Annotated in this window: 11 protein-coding genes and 1 pseudogene; 4 read left to right on the top strand and 8 right to left on the bottom strand. The window is 39.2% G+C overall.

Translation table 11 applies throughout. The features are described from left to right. Positions 1-33 precede the first annotated feature (33 nt). A complete protein-coding gene (locus HQQ94_RS18880; RefSeq protein WP_173295874.1) occupies positions 34-1,065 on the bottom strand; it encodes a lysozyme inhibitor LprI family protein in 1,032 nt (343 codons plus the stop codon). Positions 1,066-1,229: 164 nt separating this feature from the next. Here HQQ94_RS18880 and HQQ94_RS23140 point away from each other — a divergent pair. The 3 genes and pseudogenes from HQQ94_RS23140 (at position 1,230) to HQQ94_RS18890 (ending at position 2,636) form a co-directional block, all read left to right on the top strand. Beyond that, positions 1,230-1,503 (top strand): annotated as a pseudogene (locus HQQ94_RS23140) (transposase family protein). A gap of 404 nt (positions 1,504-1,907) precedes the next feature. After that, positions 1,908-2,060, top strand: a complete 153-nt coding sequence (locus HQQ94_RS23145) for a hypothetical protein (RefSeq protein ID WP_375335704.1) — start codon at positions 1,908-1,910, stop codon at positions 2,058-2,060. 291 nt (positions 2,061-2,351) lie between these two features. Then, positions 2,352-2,636, top strand: coding sequence for a transposase (locus tag HQQ94_RS18890; RefSeq protein WP_173295875.1), 285 nt, complete (start codon positions 2,352-2,354; stop codon positions 2,634-2,636). A gap of 209 nt (positions 2,637-2,845) precedes the next feature. Here the strand turns inward: HQQ94_RS18890 and HQQ94_RS18895 are convergent, their stop codons facing one another. The 5 genes from HQQ94_RS18895 to HQQ94_RS18915 all read right to left on the bottom strand — a co-directional run bounded on the left by HQQ94_RS18895 (position 2,846) and on the right by HQQ94_RS18915 (position 13,381). Beyond that, positions 2,846-4,720 carry a metallophosphoesterase gene (locus HQQ94_RS18895; RefSeq protein WP_173295876.1) on the bottom strand — a complete coding sequence of 625 codons (1,875 nt, stop codon included), beginning with the start codon at positions 4,718-4,720 and terminating at the stop codon, positions 2,846-2,848. Positions 4,721-4,966: 246 nt separating this feature from the next. Continuing rightward, positions 4,967-6,475 (bottom strand): ricin-type beta-trefoil lectin domain protein, encoded by a 1,509-nt coding sequence (locus tag HQQ94_RS18900; RefSeq protein ID WP_173295877.1) that lies wholly within the window; start codon positions 6,473-6,475, stop codon positions 4,967-4,969. A 456-nt stretch (positions 6,476-6,931) separates the two neighbouring features. Further along, positions 6,932-8,056, bottom strand: a complete 1,125-nt coding sequence (locus HQQ94_RS18905) for an RHS repeat-associated core domain-containing protein (RefSeq protein ID WP_173295878.1) — start codon at positions 8,054-8,056, stop codon at positions 6,932-6,934. Positions 8,057-8,168: 112 nt separating this feature from the next. Then, entirely contained in the window at positions 8,169-9,476 is a 1,308-nt protein-coding gene (locus tag HQQ94_RS18910; RefSeq protein WP_173295879.1) for a hypothetical protein, read from the bottom strand. Then, entirely contained in the window at positions 9,473-13,381 is a 3,909-nt protein-coding gene (locus tag HQQ94_RS18915) for an RHS repeat domain-containing protein (RefSeq protein WP_173295880.1), read from the bottom strand. The genes HQQ94_RS18910 and HQQ94_RS18915 overlap by 4 nt, the downstream gene beginning before the upstream one ends. Positions 13,382-13,589: 208 nt before the next feature. Between HQQ94_RS18915 and HQQ94_RS18920 the strand changes: the two genes are divergently transcribed. Further along, positions 13,590-14,516 (top strand): LysR family transcriptional regulator, encoded by a 927-nt coding sequence (locus HQQ94_RS18920; protein ID WP_173295881.1) that lies wholly within the window; start codon positions 13,590-13,592, stop codon positions 14,514-14,516. Between the two features lie 42 nt (positions 14,517-14,558). Here HQQ94_RS18920 and bla read toward each other — a convergent pair whose 3' ends face one another. Both bla and HQQ94_RS18930 read right to left on the bottom strand, forming a co-directional pair. Beyond that, a complete protein-coding gene (gene bla, locus HQQ94_RS18925) occupies positions 14,559-15,380 on the bottom strand; it encodes a subclass B1 metallo-beta-lactamase (protein WP_309247260.1) in 822 nt (273 codons plus the stop codon). Positions 15,381-15,485: 105 nt separating this feature from the next. Beyond that, positions 15,486-16,511 carry a nitronate monooxygenase family protein gene (locus tag HQQ94_RS18930; RefSeq protein WP_173295882.1) on the bottom strand — a complete coding sequence of 342 codons (1,026 nt, stop codon included), beginning with the start codon at positions 16,509-16,511 and terminating at the stop codon, positions 15,486-15,488.

The following is a 16,511-nucleotide window of genomic DNA, read 5'->3' on the forward strand; positions in this document are numbered from 1 at the left end:
TAATAGTGACAAAGTTACGCGGAAGAAGACTGTTCACAAAGTCAACATAGAGTGATTTTTGCAATACTTAATCATATTGTCCAACTCTGACTTTTCACCATACAGATTCACCAATTTACGATAATGGTCATTGGCAAGATCTGCGGTGCATTCTTCTCCAGAAAACTTTGGACTGCCTTGTTCATGGTTGAGAACGACAAGGCAATAGGTATCAGAGTATTGTGCGTAACTCCTATTAAAACTCTCAATATTATCCATCCGTTTGAGTAATCGTACAATATAATCATATTTTTCATCGGTTTTACAATTTCGCGCAAGGTCGATCGCAACCTTAATTTGACTTGTTTTTTCAGCTATTTTATTTTTCCAAAAATCACGCAGCATTCCGTAGCATTTATTTATCGACGCAACGTCCCAAATTTGACAGTACTGTTGTGCAGGGTAAATAACTTCAACGTCGATGAGAATGGTATCGACATCACTTATACTGTGTCTATATGCACCTCTATTGACGAGTGAATGACAATGTTGAAGGTTTTCAGCTCGTTCACCGCATTTGAGCTTATGCATCACTAACGGCACGTAAAAACGGCTGTTACTATCACCTTTTTTGTATATGGCTTCAATATTTTGATTAACTAACTTGAGAATACTCTCATCACAAGATGTATGTGCACATTCAATCCTGAACTGAGTACCGCTGTATGCCTGTATTAAAGTCTCTAAATCCCCAATACGATGACGGTAGGCTCTCTCAATACTGTCGTCGTTACCTATCAATCTTACGCTTCTAATCCAGGCTATCTGCGTTTGCTTTAACAATGCGCTTTGCGTCTGGCTGTTTGAGTCATATGGCAAATTTACAGCAGATTTTATAGCCAACTTTACAGAAGAGTACTTTTGAGCCAATTCTTCATCAAGACGACTGAGAACAGCAGAAGAACAAACCGTTTCTTCAAAGCTTCCCATGGGGACACTAGCACAGTCAAAGCTGGCGCTAGAGACATTCTGAGATAACAAAAAAACAGATAGGATGAACCAGTATCGAGCGAACTGATGCGCCATATTTAAATACCTATATCTATAGCTGATCAAAGAGCCACTATAATATACACTTTGGGATCTCACCAGAATAATCGGGGTCAATGAAAATAGAACCCACGGTAAGATCATTATAAATTTAACTTTTGAGTATTCCGTGATCTGATCTTGATATCAAAATAACGAGTATGCCAGCGACTTTCTTACAGCACTTTGACTCTATCCAAGATCCACGTATAGAGCGATGTAAAAAACATAACCTTTTCGATATTCTTTTGTTGGCCATTAGCACTGTTATTTCCGGCGCTGAAGGATGGCAAGAGATTGAGATTTGACCATTCTAAACTAAATTGGTTAAGACAATACCGTCAATTTGAATCGGGGAGCCCAAAGCATGACACGATAGCGCATGTTATTTGTCGACTCAAATCAGAGGAGATTGAAGCATCATTTCAATCTTGAATAGTCGCCTTAATTAAAGACACGGGTTGTGATCTTATTGCCATTGATGGAAAGCGTCAAAGTCAGATAGCAAAACAGATAGTGAGTAAAAAGGGCGACTATGTTCTGGCACCAAATAGGTAATCATTCAGGGATGCAATAAGAATTAGCAGCTTGGTTGCGTAAAACAGAACGTGAAGGATTCTCGATAGATAATGATGAACAAGCCACTGATATAGACTGTAGCCATGGTCGAATAGAAACAAGGATATACGAACACGTCTGGGTAAATTAAAATTATTTATCAAAGGGTTATCGCTGATCTAGCCTCAAAAGTATTATAAAAATCAGCTCAGAAGCTCATGAAAAGACAACAGGTAAATTCATCCATGAAATTAGATGGTACATCACCCCACTGAAGGTTAATGCAGAGCAGCATTAACGGCAATAGGGAGTCACTGGCAAGTGGAGAATATGCATTGGATATTAGAGAAGATGAAACTAAATCAGCCAGCATACCTCGTAAAAAGAAAATGGCGGCACTAGATGATGATTACCACTCAACCTTACTAGAGTAAGGGATTAAAATGCGCTGGCCCAGTTGAAGATGCAGCTTATTCAAACAAAAATCTTGATTAATTTCACTATGAGATCATGATATTCCCATGCAAAAAATATCATTAACAGATCAAGAAAAAGATTCCTTAGAATTACAGCACAAAACATGCCGTGATGGGCATCTGCGTGACAAAATAAAAGTTATTTAACTAAGTTATGAAGGGTGTTCCACATAAGTTTGACGAAGAAAAGCAATCAGTATTTATGAGTCGCTAAAGACCACAATAGCTGATGATGAGCCTACATTGTTTATGGGGGCTGGTAGTCGCACCCGATTGAATATTATAGGGGCAATTAGATTAGGGCTCTTAACAGAGGAAATAACGGCGCAATATCAAACCATTAATGGTGAGTCAGTCATCGCGTTTTTAGAACAAGTCAGAGAACAATATCAAACACGTAGTTCGATTCACTTAATTCTTGATGGAATGGGTTATCATCGCCGTCATGATGTAAAAAAAGCCGTGTCACTCAATATAAAATTGCACTATTTACCCCATTACAGCCCAAATTTGAATCCAATTAGGGTTCTTTGAAAGGTGATGAATGAGCATGGGCGTAACATTCGATATTTTGTGACAAAAAAAGAATTTCGACGACAAATCGACCATTTTTTCAAGTGTACCCTACCGATTATTGGGGATACTTTAAACGGTAGGATTAATGGCAATTTTTAAATACTCAAATACTCACCTTGAGGTCGTTTGAGTATAAAATAAATAGCCGCTTCCATTAAGCCAAGTTTTTAATTCGTTGGCATTTCTATCAGGAGTGTAGTGACCTTACCATCTAGATCCCCATCTTGTTTTTTATGAAAATTCACATCCACAGTTCCATCGTTGAAATCATCCTCAAAAGAATTAATGGTATAGCTAGTAAGTATCTCTTTTAATACCGTAATTTCTGCATAGTCATCATTATAATCATAACTATCGGCATCAAATACTATCACTTCAGTACCCGCTGGCATCTGCTCTAATACTACAGAGCGAGTTTCATTTTCATCGCAACTATAATCATGGTCTTTCATATCTACTTTACCGTTTACCCCCGGCACAGTACAAACGATATTTTGCGTACCATTATTGCCTTCATAAAATACAAATAAAGGTTCTTGCTCATATGTACCAGGCGGGTATACTTCAAAACGGGAGGCTTTACCATTTAAAGGATTATCACCTTCACCATTATGGTTATAGATCATTGATACTGGTTCATCTTCATCGTCGATATTGCTTTCAAGGGAATGTATCCAATAACTCCCCTCAATATCTGTATTTACCTGAATGATAGAATAATCATCGTCCATATTTCCATCTGGAGAATCATACACCTTAATCACTGTGCCTTCTTCCAGGTTTTTCAACTCCACAGAACCGGCGTCGTCATTAAAACACTCTTCATTTGTAATCGTGGCATCTTGTATTTCTACAGCTTCTAGATCTGAAAAGTAACAGCTGAGATCATCTGCATCGTTAACATCTTCACCTGAGTTATTCTCATAAAATATAACCTCGGGTCGACGATAATTAGGGACATCTTCTACATCCATTTTTTTCAAAGGCACATCATCTTCCCAAGGAGTTGGATAATCCTCGGTACTGTCAATAATATCATCCTCACTGAGTGGCTCTGCATCATACATCGTAATATGCATTTGCTCATCAGTAAAGTTTAACAAGGTAAATTCGGCTTTATGTGATGCCCCAGTGCGATAAAAGGGAACACCTTCTATCGAGCCTTGACTCGTATTATGAGTATGCCCAGCGAAAATAGCCGTAACAGGATAATCCGCTAAAATAGCGAGAAATTCATCATTAGTTCCTGGATCCCAATGATCCGAATAATCATGCATGTTCAAGATAATGGTTTCGGCGCCATCATCATGGATAGCTCTACTGAGATCATCTCGCAGCCATTTCATCGAGCGCTTAATTCTCATGATGCTGCCATTATCACCCTTAGAGCTTTCCCACTCTGCCTCGTATTCAGGATAGTTATTTAATTGCACGAAATGAACTTTTTCAATGTCCCATGAATATGACATACTGCCTTTAAACACATCCTCCCCTGAGCCTGGATGATTTTGCCTAATATAATCAAAACGCTTGAGCGTATTTTGAGGAATGGCATCTTGAACTTCACTGATAAGGTAACGCACCATATCGGTGGCACAACCATTATCGCCACAACCATCAGTATCATCATCCCCGACATTGTTCGCATAATCATGATTGCCTAATCCAGAATAAACAGGTGTGTTAAATCTATGATTAAAATCTTCATACGCCCCAAGTTCATCACTTGAACCGAGACCATCGTGATGTCCAAAGGCCGTTAAATCACCGTTAACAATCACCCCCTGCCAATTGTCATCCGAATTATCTCTGACAATATCGTTAATAACATCAACGGTAAAATTATTAAATTTGACGCCTAGCTCTTCATTTAAATCGTCATCATCCATATAATTTTCAGTCCAAAAAAACTGTGGATCGCAGATCACCGCCATGGAAAAATGCCCATCCGAATCACTTTTTTCACTCCCTGCAACAGCAGACATTGCAAAAGGCGATGCTAATGATGCTGCAATTAACATACTTAATATATTTCGTTTCATACATACTCTCTTATTTTTTGTATTTTTTACTTTTTATTTTTTTATTTTTTACTTTTGTATAAACTCACCTATCCATATCGCAACCAAATTAATAACTTTTAAACAACTCATAAATAACATTTTGTGAAAAAACCAATCAAAACACACATGCCAAAAACTTTTAAATATAAACCAAACCAAAACTTAAAAAATAAAAGCATAAATTAGTAAAATACGTATTTATTAAAAGTGATTATTTTAAATTTACTACATATCACTGACGTCAATGTTGTATCTTTCCGTCTGAATTAATGACCAAATTTTGTCACGGTTATTATCATTGCAAGATTCTAATTCTGCTGCATCATCATTACTATTAAAAACCCCAACACAATAACTTCTATTATCTCTTGATTGAATTTCACCAGTGGGTTCGATATACCATTTCTCCGATTTGCCACCATCGCAATCCCAAAGATGTAGTCTTTTCCCATCTTTAGCCTCACCGCCGTCAATATCTAAGCATTTGGAGACATCTGATATCGACCGTATTTGTCCCTCTGCAGTATAAATCCAGTCTTGATGTTGATTATTCTCATCGCACTCTTGTGACTGAATATTGGTTTTATTATCCGTTTTATTGTCCTCTAAACCTAAACACAAACCAGAGAGTGAATCTTGCATGTTAAAAAAACCAGGAACACTACGCCGATAACCGACCTTAGGAATAAACTCATCCCAATCATGTATATCTGTTCCCATATCTGAATTATTTAACGCAGAATCAAATCCCAACGCACTCACACCATGGGATAACGTCATTAAGGTATAAGCATAATCTTGGTTAGTAAAGTCACCTGAATCTCCCCAAATATGGATCAACATATTGTGATCTGCCGCCTCTTCAAGTGACAATTCAGCCTTATCTCCAGCTTCAAGATTGACTGCCACAAAATAATTAGAGTCACTCTTCGGTTCAATACTTTCAATATTACCAAACACTTCATCAGGAGCTCCTGCATCGACATCGGGAGCCATAAACGTATTCGCTGCACCATGAAGTTCATCTACAAGTGCATTTCTCATTCCGTCATTGACATCACCAAGTTGTCCACCCGTTAACACCACGATGATTTTACCCGATAACATTTCAACACTTGGCCAGCCCATTTCGCTAACGGCCTGACGAATATTCGAACTTTGCGTGCCAAGATCCATTACAAGATCATCATGACTATACAGTCTTTCTCCCAAATAATGACCAATCCAAGTATCCAAATCAGCAATCACCTCGTCCTTCCAATCAGATAGCCCTACTGTTTTCATATCCACAAAAACTAATATGGGTTCTCTGGGATTGTTCTCATCCATCCAGTTGACAATATCATCGAAACAATGGCCAAGACGATCATCACCTGATCCAGCATTACAGTTATAATCTCCCTGCTGACTATGTCCCACATAGGGTCCATTTGCATCTATTTGCTCTTCATTATCGAGCACGTCAAGCTCAACGCTACGGTAACCGGCATCAAGCCAATTTGTTAACTTATTACTTGAAGCATAAGTATTGTGAGGTTGTAAATAATACACATCATCCCACGCAATGGAATAATCATTCAGTCCCCCCGTTGAAATGGGCGCTTGTGCAACATAGCCCTTTGGAATATTTGGTTCACTGGTATAATTACCAGCAACAGACGGCATTACCGTTACCAAAACACCGAAAATGACAAGATATATTGCGACCACAGTAAATCGTCGATTTTTTTCCATAGTTAGTGAGCCTTCATTAAAGATAAGTTAAACGTTATATAATGATTTGAATATAATTTGATCTACATTTTAAATATTCCGACCTTACTCCGGTATAGTGAATACTGATGTTCGAACATAGCTTGCTGTATCATTATTTGGTATTTTTTTACTCAAAAAAAGTTAAGATTTGGAACATACCACCATGGAAACATGATAATAAGTACCGTTTTCAGATATTGAGATTCCTCTCAGCTCTTTATGGTCATTTGTGACGGCAAAACTAACTCCTGCTTGAACGAATAGATCCAATATAAAAGTTATTGATAATAAACTTACTTTATTCACTACTACTTCCATTAAATTAATCTAATTCTGCAAACTCTTATTTATATCTACCCCCACTAGAAAATAGCAAGCAAACTCGACAAATTAAAAGATTGTTATTAATATGCTATTTAATTAATACCCGTTTATTTAAGATGACATAGTTAATGCCGACGCTCGAATATCACTTGCTTCATCATCACTGGGCGCGGGTGGAGGGGAGGCTAGAGCATTGGTTAACCCTCCACCAAATGAGAGTAAACCGCCCACGACATTAGTACCTTGCACGGCTGCGGTTGCACGATAACTTGCCCCCGTAGTCGCGCTTCGTGTAGTTTTGGATGAATAACCAGTACTACCAATTGACTGATAGCTCTTTTTAGGCTGACTTACATTTTTCCCCTCAGTAGTAAGACCTTTATACCCTGCACTTTTCTTCCCTGCATAGCTTCCTCGGTCATATTGATTAAAAATAAAATTTGACATGTCCTTGTTATCCATCTTACTGCCACCAAAGAACTCTTCATTGGTCTTCCCTCTTACATCTGCCCTTTGATCTGAATAGCTTTTCTGTGTACCTTTAGTTTTAACGACCTTATGCTCACTCTTATAGCCTTTTTTTCCTACACTGCCCGTCTTTTGAGCTGCCCCCCCAACCGCACCTGCTGCACCTGTCACCGTTTGCGCCAAGCCAAAGGTAGCGCTAGCAATAGCAAGGTTTTTAGAAGTATTTTCATCTTCGATAGCAGAGTCAGCAATTTTTAACGCCCCGGATGTTGCGCCAAATACGCCCGCAGCAACACTCGCCCCAATAGCTAAACTACTACCACCAGTAAAAGGTGCGGCAACCGCACTGCCAACCCCCACAATGACAGCCCCTAGCCCAAGGAGAAAGGTGCCTACGTCCAAGTGCCCGCTGGGATCAAAACGGTTTACCGGGTTATTCGAACTATAGGCATAAGCATTGACGCCAGCTTCACCGAAGGGGCTCCAGCTATCTGGACTCATAAAGCGTTGCAGCGCTGGACGATACGCACGATAACCATTGCCCAGTAAATACCCCCCAGTGCTCCGGTCTTTAAGTTCACCGTTAAAACCGACGATATTGTCCTGTAAAATAGCGAGCGGTAATTCAGCTTTTTTTATCGACAACAATGAAGATAGAAAGGGGCTAGAAAGGGCATTAAAAGGCAGTGAGGCAAGTGCACCTATAGCTGGTGTGGCCATAGCCATTTTTTGAAGCAACTGACGGCGTGATAAATGATAGTTAATCATAATAAATGTCCAACTTATAAAAATAACATGAAGTTTATAATCTAAATTCTTATATCAATACATCATCACTATCAAGTGAAAAAAATTATTCACTTGATAGTATTGATTGATATTAATCATCTAAATTAGTGAGGGTTTCCTTTGTCATATCAATACAACCTTCATCATCATCACCGGTGAAAACATAAGTTATCTTAAAAATATTGCCATAATCGTCAGTAAGTTTACCTGAATCTAGTGTGTAATCACCGCCGCTGCAATTTGAGTCATGATTAGGCTCTTTAATAGTATAACTTTCATCGTCAAAGTCATATTTGGTCATCGCCAGCCCAAAGTAACCCGCTTCTAGACCACTGGGTTCATTTAAAGGAGATTCAATCCGGATTTGGTGCCCATCATCATTGCCATCATCATTTTCTGCTAGCATAACAGCCTCACCATCACCATCGGCAGCACCTCGGATCAAGGTATACAAATGCACGTTATCTTCGCTGTCATCATCATTAGCATCAGTGCAATCATTGCTACCATTATAATTTTGACAAGCCGCATACACACTTTCAACAATAGGTACTTCTGGATAGTAAGCTCTGAATGAGTTTGCTTTTGTAGGCATAGGCTCATAGATCGTTAGCTCATTTTTAATATGATTGACTTGAGTCTCAAAATCTCGGTCGTTTCCTAAATCTGTAATATAATCATCAGAGCAGTCACCACCACTATCGCAAACTTCATCTTCTTCCGTAGTATAAGAAGAAATATCAACATCAAATTCATAATCACCATTGAGTATATAGAGGTTTCTTGCTACAGCTTCTTGATCAGTTTGACTATTACAATTTGATATATCGTCCGTTGCTTCAGAGTAATTGACGTTATATGCACAAAGTTGATATTGACCTAGATCTTTATCAGTGTATGAAACCCAAAATGTTGTGCTATAAGCCTCTTTTAGCTCGTTTTGGCTTCTAATATTTGGTACACCACTCTGAGTGAGATAATGCTCATACTCTTTTCCATCCTTACCAGCAGGGTCCGTATCATAGCTAAAGCCATCAAAATTACTAATATCTATCACATTATCCGGCTCTACTAAACTGTCATCATAGAATCCTAAATGCACATAGTAAGCAAATTGTTCTTCATTAAGATCAAAATTACACACACCTTCACCATAATCATACACTCCTTTTGCAATCACCTTAACGGGTTTAGTCATGCGTCCGTTATTATATAAACCATCTCCCGTATTTGGATTAGTTCCACCGACTGTGATTGAGGTAATGACAGCCTCTATTTTTTCGCTGGGGTAAACCGGTACGACTTGACCTGCATCATCACAGGTGGTGGCAAAGGTATATCCCGTTTGTAGAGATAAAATAACGGCACTTGCTAAGATGGTTTTGGTTTTTTTTATCATTTTGATTGCCTCATTGTGCTGTTAGTAATTTCATATTGCTCACCAAAGGTCGTATAACTGTAAAGATGAGACGTATCCCCTGATATGATGCTTTGTACAGGAGAGCCTTGGGCATTACTTTGGTACCATGCCTGCTGGACTAAGCTATTGTCATCGAGGTTGAACACGCAGTGACTGACCACTTTTTCTCCCACATGGCGCTGGTAGTGACGTAAATAGTCACCTTGCTGCTCAAACAACAAGGCACCACTGCTGTAATGGCGATTTAAGGAAGCTTCATCAGGCGGCGTAATTTGACTCAATCGACCTAGAGCATCATAAAGATAAGCTGTTGCCTCCTCACCCAGTGGCGTGGCTGAACTTAGTAACCCTTGGTTGTTGTACTGATATAGGGTTTCTTTTTCATCATTGGTCATATTACCAAAGTCATCATATTCAGGGATAAACCAGTCGCTTATCGGCCCATCACCGGTTTTAATATCAATTTGGGTTAATAGGCAAGGGTCGCTTTTGTCAGCGTAATGGTGCTCTCGGGTCTCATCATTTTCATCTCCGATAAACGAGGTCACCATTTTTTTCAAGTTATTAAAAGCATCGTGCTCAAAATGTTGGTGGCTTAGCCTCCTTCCTTGCGCATCTATTGGCGCTAATTCTCCCTCAACAGACCATTCGGTTAAGCGACCAAAATTATCATATATATAAGACTCTGTAACATGTTGATTGCCACCTAATGAACTGGTGCGACTTGCCAACAAGCTATTGGGATTAAAGGTTAATAGTTCAGTCAACTCAGCTTGATTAGATAAACTGGTCGTTACCGTCAAAGAAAGCGGGTAATCGTCCCAGTTTATGGTTTTAATCTGGGTTTCATTATTATGAGTTGTAGTTGCCATCTGTGGGCGACCCGTTACATCGTATTCATATTCCGTTGAGGTAACTGGGGTACCAGCAAACTGGGTCTTAACCGTCTCTATTTGACCTTGTGGGTTATATATAGAGGTTTGTACCAAGCCTGAATCACTGACAATGGCAGTGGGCTTACCTAACAGAGAATACCAGTAGGTGAGAGAGTGGTCATTATCTTGCTCTGTTAATGGTAAGCCATCAAAACGATAAGTGAGGGTTGAAGTCTGTCCTCCTTTGGTTGCTTGGGTGCAAAGTCCTGATAAAGCATCAAATTCAAAAGCTTGATCATCTATCGTTTTATAAGATTGAATGGCTGGAACATAGGTTAACGCTTGAATTTGCGCATTAGGCAATTGCCTTTGATAGGCATACATTTCCCCAGTACGGTAGTCATAGCCTAACTGTCTTGCCCCGACTCCCGTTGAAATAAGCCTTCCAAAACCATCGTAGGTTTGGAGGCCTACGGTCCTAAAATTCACTCGAATTTGAGAAATGAGTGCATCGCTAGTTTGCAAGGAATAATCATAGCGCACCTCCTGATCGTTATACCGTTTGAGCACCAAGCGATCAAAGGCGTCATAATATAATTCGCTCTCTCCCCCAAATCTGTCTGCCATATAAATAGCTCGTCCAAAGCTATCAGTACGTTGCACCTCTTGGATTAAATGTGTTCCATCAGCATCGCAATAAGTGATAGTTTGAGTGCGCTGATCATCACTAAGCTGTGTAGTTTCATAGGATTGACCCACCACTCGCTGATAACTGATTTGGGTGACTGGGCTTTCTACTTCTTGTTCCACTCTATCTGGATAAGTAATCGTTTTATTACCCCACCCATCGTAACTCACCGAGGCACTTAGGCTTAGCTCCCCCTGCTCCCCCGATGTAGGATCGTCAGCATGAAGTACATCGTATTGCCTACCGTCCGTACATTGACCTAGACCATTGTATTGACGCTCCTCCATTAAAAAACCATTGATGCTATCCCAAGCGCTACTTGGCAGCGTGAGGTAACGTTTAACCGGCCGAGATAGCGCATCGTAGCGAGATAAAATCTGCGTACCCGCTGCATCGGTGACTGTTCCTGTATGTTCATTATCTTGATAAGTATAGGTTTTACTGCTCTCATAAGCCCCATCTTTGTCAACGGTTTCAGTATGCACACGGCCATCGGGGTAGTAGATCCGAGTGATCCCAAGTGACTGCCGCTCTTGGTGTAAGGTTGCTCCAGTTAATACATCGAGATGAAGATTTGATATAAAAGATTCCCCCGTCTCTCCAGAAGTTGTGAGTACACCCGCTTGCTGTACAGCCTCATCAGCAACAATATAGCGATAACTTGATGTAGTAAGATGACCATTTAAATTAATGACTTGTTCCTGTATTCTACCATCGGCGTCATAGCCATAGGTAATGGTTTGGTTGCCCTCAACAAAGGTTTCACTCAAAGGGAAGACTGTACTATCTGAGCCTACTAGCAATTGATAAGTATAATGAGTTGTCTGTGTCAGCCTGTCAGTCGGGTGCCAAATACGTTCAACCTTAGCAAAATGAACAAACTCGTAGGCTGGGCAGCCCTGCTCACCTTCTGCTGAATAATAGATATAATCTGTTTGTATACTTGTTTGCTCATCAAACTGTGACAGCATATTGCCATAGGTATCATACTCAAAAGTGATGGCTTGACTGCGGGATCCAGCAGTATCCTTGTAACTAACAACTTGTCTTCGAGGTAAGTTACAACGCACATCTTGATCGCTAAAAAGCACATCATAACCACTGTTACCTAAAAAATAATCTGTTGTGGTGGTTTCAACGCAGCCACCACTGCTGACTTCACTGGTGATGAGGTTATGATATTTATCATAGGTATTAATAGTTAACCTATCAGGTGCACTCTTATCTAAGCTTAATTCTGTGGTCGAAACCGCATAATAATATTCCCCTTTAACATTACACAGATAATCTGAATTAGCATCATAGTCTGCATATGAAGAGTCGGCCTGAGCGCCAAGATGATTATGACCATCATTGAGTGGATTATAGTCATAGTTAGTTTGTGAGAGGACTGCATCACCTTGATGAGGGTCTTTAATTTCTATTTTTTCAACCGCGGGAAGACCAACACCATCATCGCCTTCTACAGGCATATCTAATGGTTCATCACGATAAGTTAGCTCATCAACTCTGCCGTAATAATAATTAACCTTCTCTATTCTTAATGGGACACCTTGCTGTTCATCACTTTCAAGCGATGACCATATAATAGAGGCATCAGGTGAGTCAGGCTTAGAAAGCTTAAGCACATCGTCATCATGGATGTGAAATGCTAAACGGCCAGAAGCTAACAACAATTTATGGGTATAGCTAGGGTACTCATTTCGCTCAAACCAGATGATATCGTTACCATCTTTTATTTTTTCAAGATATAAGTAATTGTTATAACTGTAACTTATCTTTCTTTGTTGATTTTTATCTGCAGAGGAAAAACGTTCCTTAATATAAAATATGTCTTCTCCTGACTTTATGGGCTCTAAAACCTCAACCTCTCCGGTTTTATAATGAACTTCAAACTGCTCGCTGCCAGTTTTAATTAAGGTTAAATCGCTCACTCTAGCATCTAATACCGACGCTTCTTCTCCTATGTCTAAGCTATAAAGATCAAATTTGATGCTTTCCCCTGAAAAAAGAGTCAGTAAGTCATGTTCTAAATCAAGACTCGTTAAATTGGGGAACAGGCCTGGGCCAAATCCCACATCAGCGCTAGACTGTTGATTAAAAGTAAGATTAAGTGTTAACTCTGGCCCTAACTGATTGTTTGCCACAGCGTTGAGCAATGAAACTTGAAAAATATATTGCCCTGTTTGTGGATTCACCTCGCCAGTAAAAATTTGATCCACATTGGCAGCATAGGAAAGAACGGAGTTACTGTCCTCTGAATCTCTAGGTTTAGCTTCTTGTTCGATAGAAGGTTGTGAGTCAGTGTTCTTATCGGTCATATAACCTCATTTGTCTTAAATTAACTAAAAAGACAGGTTGCGCTAGTGATAAACTTAATATGCATAAATTCTCAAGGGGAGTCTTCACCTCTATATGGGGGGAAAACCCCTATTATTGATTAACTGGCGCTATTGCAAAGTTTGAGGACTCTGGCATAGTAATAAAAGATATAAATTTTTATGTTTAAGTCATTATATTGGAAGTTTTATGCATCAAAAATTAGACTCATTTACTCTTCTCCAATTACAATCTTTTGTGGCTATAGGACAATGTCAAAACTTAACATCTGCATCAAAACTTATCAGAAAGGACCGTAAAACTCTTAGGGAACATCTCGATCATTTAGAGTCAGAGCTGAATGTTGAACTATTTAATAAAAGAGGAAAAATACTGCATTTAAGCGAAAAGGGACTCGTGTTTTACAAAGCTGCCAACTTATTGCTATATAATGCGAAATGCCTTAACAATTTAGGTAATAGCCTAACAAAAGAGAGAAAAAACACATTAAATATTGCTACCAACTCCTTTTTTCCACAAAACCTTACCTCTGCAATAGATAAAGAACTAAGAAGTAAATTTAAAGACGTTTTAGTTAATTGGTACAGCATTAACAATAACACTGAGTGCTCTTCTGACATAATCAAACATGATGTAGATATTGGACTCATTAGCATCACTGGTGAGATAGCAGCTCCAGTTCCTCCATTTGGCTTGGAGGCTTGCTATTTAGGGCATTCCTATGGCGGAATTTATTCAAGAAAAGACTCGTATCTACACAATAAAAAAAATATAAAGCATCAAGATTTATTTGATAACACTAGATTTTTATTAAAAGGCACAGTCCGAGAAGATTGGTTAAAAGAACACTCACTCTCATACGCAACAAGAGAGTTCGATGATATTCATTTTCTTATAGATTGCTTATGTAATGAAGGATGGACCTATTTACCCCACCACATAGGGAAAAAAATTTCTAAACTAGGGATCATTGAAGTGGACTGTGCACTTTATGCCAAAGCATTCATTACACAACACGCAATGCTTTTCCGAGGAGAAGAACTTGCACCAGCCGTTACCTATGTAAAAGAAAGAGTCATTGATTTTTTTACAGAACACCTATTAACCGAACAATAGTTTAACAAAAAAACATTGCTAGCAAATAGGGTAAATCCAGCGTCATTCGACGCTGGCAAGCCCTTTAGTCAGCGACATGGTATGCTCAAGGATTGACAGCCCTGCTGCACCATCGCCATGTCCGGGGAAAATAAACTCAACTTGAGGAAATGTGGTTTTGACCTTATTAATAGTGTGATACCAATTGGGCAAATCCGCATTCCCAGTCCAACCAAGGTTATTCGCGCTAGTCGATTTCAATAAACAGCCACCGATTAACACTTTCTCTACGGGTAACCAGACAACAAGGTTATCCATGCTATGACCAGAACCGAGATAATAAGCGTCTATTTTGCCTTTAAGCAGCTCTAATTTATCGCCTAAAAAGCGATGATTCGCTTGAGGCTGCTTATCCTTAATTAATAACTGATTGGTCATCTCTGACGCATAAGTTGCAAAACCCTTTTCATCAAGATAACCCAAACCTCCCGCTTTATCCTGATGATAATGAGTGACAATGGTTCCCTTAAGCTGCAGTTTTTGCATCTTCAACCAGCGCATTAAATCTGGCATATCAGTTGCATTCCATGGCGTGTCGATAAGGTAAGCATCCTTATTATCAATATAGATAAACGAGTTTGAATCAAAAGTCATTGCAGGTTTGTCTGAAGACAGTTTGACTTTTTTATAAGACTTAACGAGATATAGTCTAGATGTCACTTCCTTTATGCTGATCACATTTGATGACCAAACCATCACTTTAGATTGATTAGACTCACTAGCAAAAACTAAATTCATCCCGACCAATAGTATAAAAATACTAATGGTCATATTGCCAATAACATCACCACAAACTGAAATACTCGAACCTGCGCATTTAGACACCACAAAACCTCATCAAATTATTCCCAAAAAATATTCAATTGAAGATATCAACCTATTGTGGCGGAAATATAGCACTATAATGGCAATCTAATGTTTTATAGACAATTAACCATTAACTAAGGAAAACATATAATCTTCAAGTAAAGGTAAACTGGTGATACTCACCGCTCCAGAGCCTGCCCACAGTGATTGATATTGAGGCAGATCATGATTTTTTGCATGATCCCTAATCGCTTTAGTCGCATAATGTTGTAATGGGAAAACAGGCAACTGACTGAGCTCCAACATGGCTAACTCATTCACAATGCCCCTTGCTTTCCGACCCGTAATACTCGAGGTTTGCATCAGTTGCTTATCATCACAAAGCCCCAATAATGCCTGTTTATAGGTCTCTGATGCACTACTTTCTTGAGTCATTAAAAAACCAGTACCTATTTGTACGCCATCAAAACCTTGTTCGAGAGCTAAAAGAATATCTTGTTGATTAACAATCCCGCCAGATTTAATCAGTGGAATCTTAGGATAATCCTTTTTAAGCGTTAATATCACCGCATCAATATCATACTCTGCATCATTAAAACCACCTTTGTGGCCTCCGGCAAGTGCATTTTGGTAAACAATCATATCAGCGTGATCTGCACTTAATATTTTATGTGCTTCAGCAAATGAATTAACCGTCACCATGACATGTCCACCCGCCTTTTTATAACGCTGGTACTCTTCATCTCGCAGTACACCAAACGTGGTGCTAATCGCCGTTACTTGATGAGCGATAATTAAATCAATGATGTCACTTGTTGATGGCAGCTTAGGAAGTGAGCAGTCATGAGAAATAAAAATACCTAACGATTTCTCTAGCTCAATCACCTCTACAGGCTTATCAATTTTTTCAGGGTATTCACTATGGTCAACAAAAAGGTTCACTTGAAATGGCCTATCTGTCATCGATTTAACCGCCTCGATTGACGCTTCAAGCTGAGCTAACGATAAGTAGCCCGATGGGATACTGCCCAGTATCCCAAATTCACACACCTTAGCAATAAAATCTGCTGACAAAATACCACCAGCCATTGGTGCTTGAATAATAGGATATTGTGTTTCAAGTAACTGGCATAAAAAACGTGTTTTCAT

Origin of the sequence: Shewanella sp. VB17 (genome assembly GCF_013248905.1) — a bacterium.
Lineage (GTDB): Bacteria > Pseudomonadota > Gammaproteobacteria > Enterobacterales > Shewanellaceae > Shewanella.